At 33.7% G+C, this 14,547-nt stretch carries 12 protein-coding genes; 8 read left to right on the top strand and 4 right to left on the bottom strand.

Going from position 1 to position 14,547, the window contains the following annotated elements:
* Window positions 1-28: 28 nt before the first annotated feature.
* On the bottom strand, window positions 29-1,027 hold the full coding sequence (locus tag U6A24_RS22080; RefSeq protein ID WP_324182202.1) for an SDR family oxidoreductase: 999 nt from the start codon (window positions 1,025-1,027) through the stop codon (window positions 29-31).
* Window positions 1,028-1,285: 258 nt separating this feature from the next.
* On the bottom strand, window positions 1,286-3,292 hold the full coding sequence (locus U6A24_RS22075; protein WP_324182201.1) for an alpha-ketoacid dehydrogenase subunit alpha/beta: 2,007 nt from the start codon (window positions 3,290-3,292) through the stop codon (window positions 1,286-1,288).
* 254 nt (window positions 3,293-3,546) lie between these two features.
* On the opposite strand from U6A24_RS22075, the gene U6A24_RS22070 reads away from it, so the two are divergent.
* Genes U6A24_RS22070 through U6A24_RS22055 form a run of 4 tightly spaced genes read left to right on the top strand, consistent with a single transcriptional unit; the run spans window position 3,547 to window position 6,668 of the window.
* Window positions 3,547-4,497, top strand: coding sequence for an isopenicillin N synthase family dioxygenase (locus U6A24_RS22070; RefSeq protein WP_324182200.1), 951 nt, complete (start codon window positions 3,547-3,549; stop codon window positions 4,495-4,497).
* A gap of 7 nt (window positions 4,498-4,504) precedes the next feature.
* Entirely contained in the window at window positions 4,505-4,837 is a 333-nt protein-coding gene (locus U6A24_RS22065; RefSeq protein WP_324182199.1) for a translation initiation factor, read from the top strand.
* Window positions 4,838-4,849: 12 nt separating this feature from the next.
* Complete coding sequence (locus tag U6A24_RS22060) at window positions 4,850-5,788, top strand: DUF1835 domain-containing protein (RefSeq protein ID WP_324182198.1); 939 nt, start codon at window positions 4,850-4,852, stop codon at window positions 5,786-5,788.
* 1 nt (window position 5,789) lies between these two features.
* Window positions 5,790-6,668 (top strand): nucleoside phosphorylase, encoded by an 879-nt coding sequence (locus U6A24_RS22055; RefSeq protein ID WP_324182197.1) that lies wholly within the window; start codon window positions 5,790-5,792, stop codon window positions 6,666-6,668.
* A 92-nt stretch (window positions 6,669-6,760) separates the two neighbouring features.
* Here the strand turns inward: U6A24_RS22055 and U6A24_RS22050 are convergent, their stop codons facing one another.
* Window positions 6,761-6,907, bottom strand: a complete 147-nt coding sequence (locus U6A24_RS22050; protein WP_324182196.1) for a hypothetical protein — start codon at window positions 6,905-6,907, stop codon at window positions 6,761-6,763.
* A gap of 149 nt (window positions 6,908-7,056) precedes the next feature.
* Here U6A24_RS22050 and U6A24_RS22045 point away from each other — a divergent pair, with 149 nt between their 5' ends.
* The gene (locus tag U6A24_RS22045; protein ID WP_324182195.1) at window positions 7,057-7,908 is read left to right on the top strand and encodes a substrate-binding domain-containing protein; all 852 of its coding nucleotides are present in this window, start codon (window positions 7,057-7,059) and stop codon (window positions 7,906-7,908) included.
* A 296-nt stretch (window positions 7,909-8,204) separates the two neighbouring features.
* The gene (locus U6A24_RS22040; RefSeq protein ID WP_324182194.1) at window positions 8,205-8,387 is read left to right on the top strand and encodes a hypothetical protein; all 183 of its coding nucleotides are present in this window, start codon (window positions 8,205-8,207) and stop codon (window positions 8,385-8,387) included.
* Here U6A24_RS22040 and ung read toward each other — a convergent pair whose 3' ends face one another.
* The gene (gene ung / locus U6A24_RS22035) at window positions 8,388-9,053 is read right to left on the bottom strand and encodes a uracil-DNA glycosylase (protein WP_324182193.1); all 666 of its coding nucleotides are present in this window, start codon (window positions 9,051-9,053) and stop codon (window positions 8,388-8,390) included.
* An 86-nt stretch (window positions 9,054-9,139) separates the two neighbouring features.
* On the opposite strand from ung, the gene U6A24_RS22030 reads away from it, so the two are divergent.
* Together U6A24_RS22030 and U6A24_RS22025 are read left to right on the top strand one after the other, a co-directional pair.
* Window positions 9,140-11,311: an endonuclease MutS2 gene (locus tag U6A24_RS22030; protein WP_324182266.1), complete on the top strand. Its 2,172-nt coding sequence runs from the start codon at window positions 9,140-9,142 to the stop codon at window positions 11,309-11,311.
* A gap of 602 nt (window positions 11,312-11,913) precedes the next feature.
* Window positions 11,914-14,412, top strand: coding sequence for a PIG-L family deacetylase (locus U6A24_RS22025; protein WP_324182192.1), 2,499 nt, complete (start codon window positions 11,914-11,916; stop codon window positions 14,410-14,412).
* The last annotated feature ends 135 nt before the right edge of the window (window positions 14,413-14,547 follow it).

Below are 14,547 nucleotides of genomic sequence, written 5' to 3'. Positions count from 1 at the left end.
ATCGTTGTTTATTTATAAAAATGAATGATTATTTTAGGTTATCCCAATACCATTTCACAGCTTCTTTCAAACCAGACTTCATATCATATTTAGGGTCATACCCTAATAGTTCTTTTGCCTTATCTACAGATGCCAGTGAATGTGGGACATCTCCTTTACGCTCTGGGCCATATTTCACTTCTATATTTGCAATAGCAGCATCATATTCTGATAAATATTCCTTCAACAAAGTTGTAAGTTCATTCAAAGTTGTTCTTTCTCCAAATGCCGTATTATATACATTGTTTAAAGAGGCAGGGTTATCTGAAACCATTGCCCTCAAATTCATTTGAATCACATTATCTATATATGTAAAATCCCTCGAAAAGGTACCATCTCCATTAATTACGGGAGATTCATATTTCATAAACTGCATTACAAACTTGGGAATAACAGCTGCATAAGCTCCATTAGGATCTTGTTTACGACCAAATACATTAAAGTATCGTAATCCTATAGTATCGAGATCATAAGTTCTTTTGAAATTATCTGCATAAAGTTCATTAACATATTTTGTTATAGCATAAGGAGATAAAGGTTTTCCAATTTTATCTTCTACTTTAGGTAATGCTTTTGAGTCCCCGTATGTAGAAGAACTTGCCGCATAAATAAACCGCTTTACACCAGCGTCTCTTGAAGCTACCAGCATATTTAAGAACCCACTTACATTTACCTCATTACTGGTAATAGGATCATTTATTGATCTGGGAACTGAACCTAAAGCAGCTTGATGAAGCACAAAGTCCACTCCTTCACAAGCCTTATTGCAATCGTTTAAATTTCTGATATCCCCTTCTATAAATATAAAATTGGGATGATCTTTAACCGATAAAAGATTTTTTTTATGCCCAGTAGCAAAATTATCCAGTGCCACCACTTTGCTTCCTATCTCGATAAGCGCTTGGCACAAATTAGATCCAATAAAACCAGCAGCACCGGTCACAAGAATCTTAGAAGAACTCAATAGTTCTAGTTGGTTAGTGTCCATAAATTTTATTTAATTCCCTGTTTTTTAACCCCAAAGCCTACATTAGTTATCGTAGACTGCGCGAAATTAAGATTTACATATAGAACATACAACTTAAGTTAACGGGGATTTTGCCCCTATTTAGAATTCGTTGAACTTTAGCGTATAAAAAAACATTCATTAGCTCAATTTAAACAACCTAAAACAATCATTTACAAATACTTAATAACCAATTCGTCTTTTTATTAACTATAACGTTTTCATAACACATAACTAGAATTAGTATTTCAACAATGAAAGTAATTCTTCTTCAAAATTTCTAGTTGCCAAGTACTGCTTTTCAAGACCAGGATCAAATGGGATAGGAGTTTCTAAACTTGCAATGCGTTTTACGGGGGCATCCAGGAATTCGAAGCAGTTTTCCATTATTAATGCTGAAATATCTGAAGCAATTCCTCCAAATAAAGAATCTTCTTGCAAAACGATTACTTTACCAGTCTTTTTTGTAGAAGTATAGATTGTTTCTGTATCCAAGGGTTGTAAGGTTCTTAAATCAATTACATCAGCAGAGATCTGGGAATGTTTGTTCAAAACCTCTTGTATCCAATGTACTCCTGCTCCATAACTTATCAAAGTAATATCATCTCCTTCATTTAATACACAAGCCTTACCAATAGGTAAATTGTAATATCCTTCTGGGACTTCTTGACGAATACTTCTGTACAATGCCTTATGCTCAAAAAACAACACAGGATTAGGATCTTCGACTGCGCTAATCAATAATCCCTTTGCATCATAAGGGAATGCTGGATAAACCACTTTTAATCCAGGTGTCTTGGTGAACCAGGCTTCATTTGTTTGACTATGAAAAGGCCCTGCACCAACTCCTGCACCACAGGGCATACGTATTACCACATCTGATGATTGTTTCCAACGGTAGTTAGATTTTGCCAATAAATTCACAATAGGATTAAATCCAGAGGATACGAAATCTGCAAACTGCATTTCTACAATTGCCTTGTAACCGCTTATTGATAATCCATAGGCTGTCGACACAATTGCGGATTCGCAAATTGGGGTATTTCGTATACGTTTATCTCCAAACTTTTTTACAAAACCTTCGGTTATTTTAAAAACACCTCCATAATCTGCAATATCTTGCCCCATGATCACAAGTTTATCATGGCGAACCATGGCTTCGTTCAAACCGTCAGAAATTGCATCAATCAATCGAAGTTCCTTAACTGAAGTACTAGATTCTTTTTCATTAAAATCAAATGATGAAAATACATCATTTAACTCCTTTTCAAGGTTTACATCAATTGGATTTTCATTATTGGCACGTTCCCAATTCACTTCTATTTCTTCCTTAACACCTCCTCTTCTTAATATATCTTCATTTTCTGAAAAAATACTCTGATCTATTAAGTATTTTTTATAATTCTCTATTGGATCCCTAGAGGTCCAATAATCCATTAATTCTTGAGGTACATATTTGGTACCGCTTGCTTCTTCATGACCTCTCATTCTAAATGTTTTAAATTCTAGAAGGATAGGTCTGGGATTTGATCTAACGCTGTTTGCAAGTTCATGAACCCTATCATAAACCTCTAAAATATTATTTCCATCTACTATATGAGATTCGATACCATAACCTATGCCCCGATCAGCAAGGTTTTTACAATTATACTGTTCTACGGTTGGGGTTGATAATCCATACCCATTATTTTCTATACAAAATAAAACCGGTAGGTTCCATACCGAAGCTATGTTAAGCGCCTCATGAAAATCTCCTTCACTTGTCCCTCCCTCACCGGTAAACACAGCCGTTACCTTATTGTTTTCTTCAAGTAAATTGGCCAAAGCAATTCCGCAAGCTACCCCCATTTGAGGTCCCAGATGCGAAATCATTCCTATAAGTTTATATTCTTGAGTCCCAAAATGAAAAGAACGATCACGGCCATTAGTAAAACCACTAACTTTACCCTGCCATTGCGCAAAAAGTCGATATAAAGGAATTTCTCGAGTGGTAAACACCCCCAGATTACGATGCATCGGAAGAATGTATTCATCTTTTTCTAACGCACTAGCAACACCAACCGAGATTGCTTCTTGCCCTATACCACTAAACCATTTAGAAATTTTCCCTTGTCTTAACAATACAAGCATTTTTTCTTCGATTAGTCTAGGAACAAGCATTTTATGATACAATGCAATAAGGTGATTATTACTGTAATCTTTCTTGTCAAAAATGAACGGTGATTTTTCTTTTGAAATATGCTCCATACCAAAAAGTTAGTTACGTAAATGTAATTATTTTTATTTCAGAAGATAGATCTATTATCACAATATTATTAAGTAGTTGTTAATTTAATCGTAACAATTCTATGAATTAATTAAATTTACTATTATTTCTAAAATTCGTATTTTGAAATAGTTAATTTGACCAAGAATAAACATTGTTAATTTTTTTGAGGGCGATACTGTATTTTTAATGTAAATACACCTATTTTAGTTCTTCAATATTAAGACTAGACATAATGAATAATATACCCAGCGTAGATTTGGCAGATTTTATATCTGATGACCCTTCCCGAAAGCAGAAGTTTGTTAATGAAATTGGAAAAGCCTACGAAGAAATTGGTTTTGTAGCCTTAAAAAACCACTTTTTAAGTGACCAATTGGTAGAAAACCTATATAAAGAAGTAAAAGCTTTCTTTGCTCTTCCCGTAGATATAAAAGAAAAATATGAAATTGAAGGCCTAGGTGGTCAACGAGGGTACACTTCTTTTGGTAAAGAACATGCAAAAGGAAAAAAAGAAGGTGATTTAAAAGAGTTTTGGCATTTTGGGCAAGAACCAGATGCAAATGCCAATTTGAGTGAAGAGTATCCTGCCAATGTAATTGTTAAAGAATTAAATGATTTCAATGAAATTGGAATGGAAACCTATAGAATGCTTGAAAAAACTGGAATTTATGTTCTTAGAGCATTAGCACTATACATAGGGCTTGACGAACATTATTTTGATCATTGGGCAAGTAACGGTAATAGTATTTTACGTCCAATTCATTACCCACCCATTACTGAAGAACCTAAAGGGGCGGTTAGAGCAGGTGCCCATGGAGATATTAACCTGATAACCCTACTTATGGGAGCATCTACCGGTGGATTGCAAGTACAACGAAAAGATGGAGAATGGATCGACGCTATTCCTCAAGAAGACGAGCTTGTTATAAATGTTGGGGACATGCTAGAGCGTCACACCAACAACAAATTACGTTCTACTATTCATCGAGTTATCAACCCTCCTAAAGAACAATGGGGCAAGCCCAGATATTCTATTCCTTTCTTTATGCATCCTCGAAGTGACATGAAATTAAACTGCCTTGATGAATGTATTACTGACGAAAACCCCAAACAATATGATGATATAACTGCTGGTGAATTCTTGCACCAACGACTTGTTGAAATAGGTCTAATTAAGAAATAGTTTTTGAATGGATTTACAAGATCAATTAAAAAATTTATTCCCCGATCATAAATTTGAAGAAAAAAAGAATTCTGAAAGTGAGAAAAAAGATGAAATATGGATGCAACAAGACCCCATAATATGCAAATATGAAAAACGAAAGGGAAAACCAATAACTATTCTTGAAGGATACACCGGAGCCGACGAGGACTTTAAAAAACTTGCCAAAGAATTAAAAACACGATTAAGTGTAGGCGGTAGCTTTAAAAACGATAGTATTATTATTCAAGGGGATTATCGGGATAAAATAATGGAAATCCTAAAAGAAAAAGGCTTCAATGTAAAACGCGTAGGCGGATAAAATCAAACAAATTTGGCGATTAACACATTACATATTACCAACGGGGATAGCCTTACACAAAGAATTCAAGAGTTAAACCTTGTGGAAGGAGAAATTCTTACATGGCGTGAGATGCTATGTGAAGGACCTACCGAAATTAAGATTGAAACCGAAAGTGCTTTAAAAAAACGTAAGGATTTTTTAAAAAAATACTACCGTATAGATGACGCTGATTACGACAGTAAATTTGTTTCACAACTCAAAAAACTAGAAAATATAACAGAATATCAAGAAATCATTCTTTGGTTCGAGTATGATCTATTTTGTCATATCAACATGGTGGCTGCTATAAGTTTGTTACTACGTAAAGGAGCAAGTAAACTCCCTATTTATCTGGTTTGCAGCGGGCGCATTCCACATCAAAAAAAACTTTTTGGCCTTTGTGAATTATCAAACGTTCAATTAAAAGAACATTACAAAAATAAAGTACTTCTTACCATTGATGATTTAGAATTAGCAGAGTACATCTGGACACTTTATTGTGAATCGAACCCTAAGAAAATTGCTGGTCAAATTAAAAAACATTCCTCTTTTGAATACCTATCCATATGCCTTAGAGCACATTTACAACGCTTTCCAAATATGCTTACTGGTCTTAACGTATTAGAACATAATATTTTAGAAATGGTAGATAACTATCAAATCAAAAACATCAAGCAATTAATGGGGTATGCGCTAGAATATCAAGGGTATTATGGATATGGTGATATGCAAATGAAACGAGTTTTGGCAAGATTGTTTCAATTCTTGGACCAAACCAAAGATAGATTACAATTATCTGAAAGAGGGAAATTGGCATTGCAACAAAAAAAGAACTTCTACAACACTCAAATACTGGATTGGTACTATGGAGGTGTAAAGAAATACGATTATCTATATAACAACGAGACACATTCTTTATTAAAACTATAATATGCCAATCGCCGAATCTGAATTAATTATCAACCAAGATGGCAGCATCTACCATCTAAATCTGAGGCCAGAACATCTGGCGCAAACAATTATAACCGTAGGTGATCCAGACCGTGTAGATCAAGTAACTCGGCATTTTGACCGTATAGAGTATAAAATTCGAAAACGAGAGTTTCACACCCAAACAGGAACTTTTCAAAACAAAAGAATTACAGTTATATCTACGGGAATTGGCACCGATAATATTGACATCGTTCTTAATGAATTGGATGCTTTGGTCAATATAGATTTTGAGACGCGCGAGATTAAGAAAGAGCATACAGCATTGGATATTATTCGAATTGGAACCTCTGGATCCGTACAAGAAGATATCCCAATAGATAGTTTTGTAGTATCTCAATTAGCAATTGGATTCGATAGTCTGCTTCATTTTTATGATAGTCAAAGTATTCAATTACAAGAAGTTTCAAATGAATTGGTAAAGCACTTAAGTTGGCCCCCCGGCAAATCACTTCCCTATGCAGTTTCAGGAGCTTCTAAATGGATAAATCACATGTCTGACAAAAATGTCCAAAAAGGAATAACTGTTACCAATGTTGGCTTTTATGGCCCCCAAGGAAGAATCTTGCGATTACCTTTGCAGGATGATACACTAAATAGTAAAATTGCTTCATTTACTTATGAAGGAAGAAAAATAACCAATTTAGAGATGGAAACGGCAGGCATCTACGGAATGTCAAAATTGCTTGGGCACCATGCCGTATCAATGAATGGAATCCTGGCAAATCGAGCTGGTAGAACGTTTAGCAAAAATCCCAAAGAAACTGTAGAAAGATTGATTAAGTACACCTTACATAAGATTATAGAATTTCCTGGATAACTTGAAATCATAAAAAAAAGGATAGAAAACCTATCCTTTACATATGAACATCATTAAAAAAAATACTTAGAAAATACTTTTGGGGGCTAATACTAACTAAATAATATCTTTAGACTAATTAATAAATTGGTCAATAACAACACTCCAATAAAAACAACAATGCCATTTTCGATTGGGTTATTTTTTAACTTTGCAACCTTTACATAAGCATTCTTTTTTTGGGGAAAATTCTTTTTCATAGCAATATTGTTTTTATTTTGTGAGTAATGTTATTCAAATATAATTCTACTTGGAAGAATTATACGTCAAATATAAGAAAAAGTATTTTATTTTATCGTTAAAAAACGAAAAAAATCGATGAAATACACAAAATTAATTTCACACAAGCATGAACACCATAAAAATAGGCGGAGTCCCAGAGCATTTCAATCTACCTTGGCACCTTACCATAGAGCAAAGTGCTTATCTTCAAAAAAATAGTAAATTAGAATGGATTGATTTCCCGGGAGGCACAGGAGCAATGTGTGACGCTTTAAGAAAAAAAGAGATTGACATTGCCATTATTCTAACCGAAGGTATTATTAAAGATATCATTGCTGGTAATCAAAGTAAAATAGTTCAGACCTATATTCAAACTCCGTTAATTTGGGGTATCCATGTTGGATCAGATTCAAAGTACAAAGACCTCTCTTCTCTTGAAAAAACAAAGGCTGCCATAAGTCGATATGGTTCGGGCTCTCATTTGATGGCTTATGTAAATGCACAAAACCAAGGCTGGGATACTTCTGATTTACAATTTGAAGTTGTAAAAAATATCGATGGAGCTATAGATGCTTTAACCAATGGGACCGCCGATTATTTTATGTGGGAACACTTTACCACCAAACCATTAGTAGATAACGGGACTTTTAGAAGAGTAGCAGATTGCCCAACCCCATGGCCATGTTTTGTAGTCGCCGTGCGAGAAGATATTCTCGAGACAAGAAAAGATGATATCAAGACTATATTGGATACTATTAATTCTCTTACCGTTGACTTCAAGAATATTCCCGATATTGATAAAATTTTGGCCATTCGTTATAAACAACGACTAGAAGATATTCAAAAATGGCTTAAACTAACCGAATGGAGTCAATCTTTGATAGACAACAAAATACTTGATATTGTACAAAAACAATTGTATGATTTAAATATCATCGACAGAAAAGTTGATCCGGAAACGTTTGTTTTTCGGTTTTAGTATATTTTTTTTTAAAAAAAGTATATCTATTTTTTTGATTTTGGGGGTAGGGTAACTCGAATTTGAGGCGTTTTACAATAAAGAATCTATTAAAAAATTAAGATCAATATTATGAATATGAGTATTTTATCACAAAAAACTTATAAAATAATGAAATGTTAAATATACTTTAAAGAAGTGTATCGACAAATGAAATATTTTTGTACATTTGCACACCTACCCCAACCGACTAATTATTAATGTATAAGCAACCGTACAAACAAAAGTGCATCTAATAATTAAACAGACGATCTATTATGACCACATTTTTACTAATATTACTAGGCTTGGTAGCCTTGAATTTTGTTCTGCTAAAATTTAGCATGCAAGGTGTTGATACTAAAAGAAAGAATACCAGAACAAATAAAGTTCAGATAAATAGCATTGCTGAACAAAAGACCGATAAGTCTAAAAACTCTGAAATACCTACCGCGGCTTAATTACCAATTAATATTAATTAACCCGTTTTCTTCGAGGTATTTATTGGTTCTGCTAAAGTGACCATTGCCGAACCAGTATCCTCTATTCGCACTTAGTGGAGAGGGATGACCGCTTGTAAGCACACAATGTTTTGATCGGTTAATTTTTGCTCCTTTCTTCTTTGCAAAGCCACCCCAAAGTAAAAAAACTACATTCTCTTTTTTTTCAGATACAGCACGAATCACTGCATCCGTAAAAAGTTCCCATCCCTTATTTTGATGTGATCCAGCTTGAGTAGCTCTAACCGTTAGAGTTGCATTTAATAATAGGACTCCTTGTTTTGCCCAACGTTGCAAATTCCCGTTTGATGGAAATGAAATGCCTAAATCATTTTCAATTTCTTTAAAAATATTCACCAATGAAGGAGGCATTACAATACCATCATTAACCGAAAAACAAAGACCATTGGCCTGGCCCGGTCCATGATAGGGATCCTGCCCTATAATAACAACTCTAACATCATCAAAGCTACAATGATCAAATGCCGCAAAAATTTCCGAACCTTTTGGATAACACCTATTTTTAAGATATTCTTCTTTTACAAAATTTACTAATTCTGAAAAATAAGGTTTCTCAAATTCATCCTTGAGTTGTTCCTTCCAACCTTGCTCAATATTTACATTCATACCTAACAAAAAATTACTGTAATTATGTACTTTTGTTTCGTTCTAAAAAAGATGGAATATAACCCAAAAATATGGGTAAAAAAAGTATGATTCGAATTTCAGATAAAACATTAAAAGACTTAGAGTTTGATACTATTCTTGATCATATTGCAGAGCTATGCAATACGGACTACGGAAAATCTAAAGCATTAAAAGTAGTTCCCTTCGAGACTGAGCAAAAACTTAATATAGCATTACAAGAGGTTTTTGAATATAAATCTTCTCGATTTAATGATGCCAAAATTCCAAATCATGGATTCGACAGTATCAATAAAGAAATTCAACTGCTTAGAATAGAAAATACATTTCTGGAAGCTCCTAATCTTAAAAAGCTAGTTTCGATTAGTATAACTGCAAATGACTTACTCTCTTTTTTCAAGTCAAATAGGGAATTATACCCTATTTTATTTCAAACTTCTACAAATATCCCTTTCACCAAAGAAATTATTAGTTTAATAGAAGCCATTCTTGATAAATTTGGAGAGATTAAAGATAGGGCCTCTCCCACTCTATTAGGGTTGAGAAAGGAAATCAATAGTATTCAGGCAAAGTTAAATGGAAGCTTTGGAAAAGACTTAACTCGTTATAATAGCTTGGGCTATCTTGATGACATTAAAGAAAGTGTCGTTGACAATCGAAGAGTACTTGCCGTAAAATCGATGTATCGCCGAAAAGTAAAAGGTGCCATTATGGGCAACTCTAAAACAGGAAGTATAGTTTATATAGAACCAGAAGCTACGCTTCAATTTAGTCGAGAACTTAGCAATTTACAATACGAGGAACGAGAAGAAATAGTAAAAATATTAAAAGAACTTACAAACAAGCTACGTCCATTCGATAAGCTCCTACAGCAATATCAGGAATATTTAAGTGATATGGATTTGGTTTCGGCCAAATCAAAATATGCTTTAAAACTAAATGCTGTTCTTCCCAAGATTACAAAAACTCGCGAACTTACACTTAATGAAGCCTATCACCCACTACTTTTGCTTTCTAATCAAGGTAAAGGAGAAAAAACTTTCCCACAAACGATAACTCTGGACAAAGACAATAGAATAATTGTAATTTCTGGACCGAATGCAGGAGGAAAAAGCATTACCTTAAAGACCATAGGCTTATTACAGGTAATGCTTCAAAGCGGTATGTTGATCCCTGTACACGAATATAGTAGGATGTGCCTTTTTGATGTTATTCTCACAGACATTGGCGACAATCAATCTATCGAAAATCATTTAAGCACATATAGTTATCGCTTAAAGAACATGAATTATTTCCTTCGGAAATGTAACAATAAAACACTTTTCTTGATCGACGAATTTGGAACCGGAAGTGATCCCGAGTTAGGAGGTGCTTTGGCTGAAGCCTTTCTTGAAGTTTTTTACGAACGAGAATCCTTTGGCATTATCACTACGCACTATGCAAATTTAAAAATGTTGGCCAATGAGTTACCGCACATGTCAAATGCAAACATGCTTTTTGACGCAAGAACATTAGAACCTCTATTCAAATTATACCTTGGTGAAGCAGGAAGCTCTTTTACTTTTGAAGTAGCTCAAAAAAATGGGATACCTTATAGTTTGATTAACAAAGCAAAGAAAAAAGTAGAACGAGGTAAGATTAGATTTGATAAAAGCATTGCCAATCTGCAAAAAGAGCGTTCTAAGCTTCAGAAAACAACCTCAAACTTAAAGAACAAAGAACAAAAAACCGAAGAAGAAAAAGAACGCTTAGAAAAAATTAATGATCGCATACAACAGAAACTAGAAAGTTACCAAGAATTATATGATAGCAATCAACGTATGATTTATTTGGGGAAAAAAGTTGATGATTTGAGCGAAAAATACTTTAACAACAAAAAGAAACGTGAATTGATCGATGAGTTTATGAAAATTGTTCAAGTAGAAAATTCTAAACGTAAAAAACAATCCGCAAAACAACGTAACATACAAAAAGCTAAAAAGAAAAAGGTTGTTGAAGAAGTAGAGAAAAAAGTAAAAGTTATTCGAGAAAAGAAAAAAGAAGAAAAAAAGAAAGAAGAAAAAATAATTCAAAAAAAACCAAAAATTGCGCTCAAAGTAGGAGATCGAGTTCGTATGATCGACGGGAAATCGATAGGAACTATTGATACTCTCGAAAAAGGGAAGGCCGTTGTAAATTATGGCATTTTTACTACAAATGTAGCTGTTGATCAATTAGAATTTGTAGAACGAAAAAAATAACATCCCATAATGCTATGTGCCAAATCTTATTTTAAAACTTCAAGTTAAAATCTAATTCTTGTCATTGTTTTGCCTTTTATATGTAAAACAAACAACAAAAGCCTCTGCTATTTTTGTAATAGGTAAAACCCGTAATAAAGACGTTAATAATCTTCGAATAGCATCTATCTTTTTATTTGGCATAGCCCAAAGCAATAGTAGCAATACTATTACAAAAATCATGTACAACAATGTCCTATCCATATATTTAGACAATAAATCGAGTAAACCCTTAATGCGTTGGTTTTTAAAATTAAGAATTAAAACTTTTGAAAAGAAAAACAAATCAAGCCAATTAGTAGATTCACTTATTTTGAAGGTAGATAACCGGTTATAAGGGTGGTTATAAACTTTTTAGGTATCATTCAAAAAAAAGAAAGAATATTCTTACAAAATAATATAAATTTATGTTTTAACTAATTAAGGATTTGTTGCGTAAAAAAAGAAATAAACCACTTAAGTTTTTTCAAAATCGATTCTTGTTAAAGTATCCTTAAACAAGAATTCTGACAGTATTACTTTTATATATTTGAGGCATTACATCAAAAATTGCTTCAACCATTATGCGAAAATTACTTTTTGTAATAGGCTTTTGCCTTTTTACACCTTTTATATCAAATGCACAAAAACCTGATAAACCGAATGCTTCAGAAATTCATGAAGCCATAAAAAAGTTAAACTTTTTGGGCTCGGTTTTATACGTCGCGGCTCATCCAGATGACGAAAACACCAGACTTATTTCTTATATGGCCAATCACCTTAAGGCCAGAACAGCCTACCTATCGTTGACTCGTGGTGATGGTGGTCAAAATCTTATCGGACCAGAAATTAGAGAACTTCTTGGAGTAATTCGCACACAAGAGTTATTGGCCGCACGTAGCACCGATGGTGGAGAGCAAATGTTTACTCGTGCCAATGATTTTGGATACTCTAAACATCCCGATGAAACACATGCAATATGGGACAAAAAAGAAGTCTTAAGCGATGTAGTATGGGCTATACGCAAATTCAGACCCGACATTATTATTAATAGGTTCGACCATAGAACTCCCGGATCAACGCATGGTCATCATACCGCTTCAGCAATGCTTAGCGAAGAAGCTTTTGACTTATCTGGTAACAAGAATATATATCCGGATCAATTACAGTTCGTAAATACCTGGCAACCAAAACGTTTATTCTTTAATACTTCATGGTGGTTTTATGGAAGCAGAACGAATTTTGAAAAAGCAGATAAATCAAAGTTATTAGCATTTGATACAGGAGTTTATTATCCATCATCAGGATTATCAAATACCGAAATTGCATCATTAAGCCGAAGTAAACATAAATCCCAAGGATTTGGTAGTACCGGGACGCGTGGAAAACAAAATGAATATATTGAGATAATAAAAGGTGAACTACCAAATGATAAAACCAATATATTTGAAGGTATCGACACTTCTTGGAACCGAATAGAAGGTGGTAAAGCTATTGGTGATATTTTATATCAAGTTGAAAAAAACTTTAATTTTAGGAACCCTGCTGCTTCTGTCTCAGAACTGGTACAAGCTTATCAATTAATTCAACAGTTAAAAGATAACCATTGGAAAGTAGTTAAATCTAATCAAATAAAAGAGATTATTGCTGCTGCTTCGGGATTATATCTTGAAGCCGTTTCTTCAGAATCCAACACCACCAAAGGAAGTGAGGTTATATTAAAGATTGAAGCCATAAATAGAAGTAATACGAATACAACCCTAAAATCGATACAAATTGAAGCTTTAGGCATTAATCATTCTTCTATAAAGGTTCTGGAAGACAATAAAAGGCAAAATTTCGAATTAAAGGGAAAAGTTCCTTCAAATTTTGAAAACACAAATCCCTATTGGCTAAACAAAAAAGGTACACTAGGAATGTATCAAGTTAACAATCGTAAATTAATCGGCAAACCGGAAACCGAACATAAAATCAAAGCTATTTTTTCTTTAGAAATTGAGGGTACTAATATTCCTTTTTATAAAGAAGTTGTATACAAAACCAATGACCCTGTAAAAGGCGAGATATACAAACCTTTCGAAGTAATTCCGGCGGTATCGGCTAGCATTAAAGACAAAGTTATCATTTATGCAAATGGCCCATCAAAGCAAATTCCAGTAACTATCAAAGCAGGAGAAGCAAATATTAGTGGATCAGTTTCTTTAACGTATCCTGAAGGATGGACGGTGTCTCCTGCACAAGTCGCAATTAACTTAACCCAAAAAGGAGAAGAAAAAACAGTGATTTTTACACTTACTTCACCCGAAAATCAAAGTGAAGGATACATCTCTCCTATTGTAAATATCAATGGAAATAAACACTCAAAAGAAATTATTACCATTGATTATGATCATATCCCCTTTCAAACGGTTGTGCTTCCTTCTGAAACTAAGGTTGTAAAACTAGATATTAAAAAGAAAGGGCAGAATATTGGCTATATAGAAGGTGCAGGGGACGTGGTTCCAGAAAGTTTAAGACAAATAGGTTATAAAGTAAGTACTATCGACCCAGAAACTATATCTCCAGAAACTCTCGTTAATTTTGACGCAATTGTTGTTGGTATTAGAGCCTACAATACTGTTGAGCAACTAAAATTTAAACAACAGCATTTGTTAGACTATGTAAAAAACGGAGGAAACCTTGTTATACAATACAACACGAACAGACGACTTAAAGTTAATGATAATCTTGGACCTTACCCTCTTAAATTATCTAGAGACCGTGTTACCGATGAAAATGCAAAGATTACCTTTTTGGCTCCAGATCATCTGGTATTAAATTCGCCCAATAAAATCACTCAAGATGATTTTAAAGGATGGGTTCAAGAACGTGGTTTGTATTTTCCAAATGAATGGTCTGATGAATATACAGCTATTTTGGCAGCCAATGATAAAGGAGAATCTCAAAAGAAAGGACCATTATTGGTCGCAAAATATGGTAAAGGATATTATGTATACACAGGCCTCAGCTTCTTTAGAGAATTTCCAGCCGGAGTATCTGGTGCTTATCGACTTTTTGCTAATATGTTATCTTTAGGAAAATAAACAATCACTATGAACAATTCAAAGGAAAAGTTTGTCTGGAAAAAACTGTATACTGCCGTACTAATAGCTAATGCATTATACATTCTGCTTTTTCATCTAATTACCAATTCTTTTTCTTAGGGAATTCTGAATAGT

This window comes from Aquimarina gracilis (genome assembly GCF_035285365.1).
In the GTDB taxonomy this organism is placed as follows: Bacteria; Bacteroidota; Bacteroidia; order Flavobacteriales; family Flavobacteriaceae; genus Aquimarina; species Aquimarina gracilis.
The sequence above is the reverse complement of the archived record's forward strand: the minus strand, read 5'-3'. Positions and strand labels throughout refer to the sequence as shown.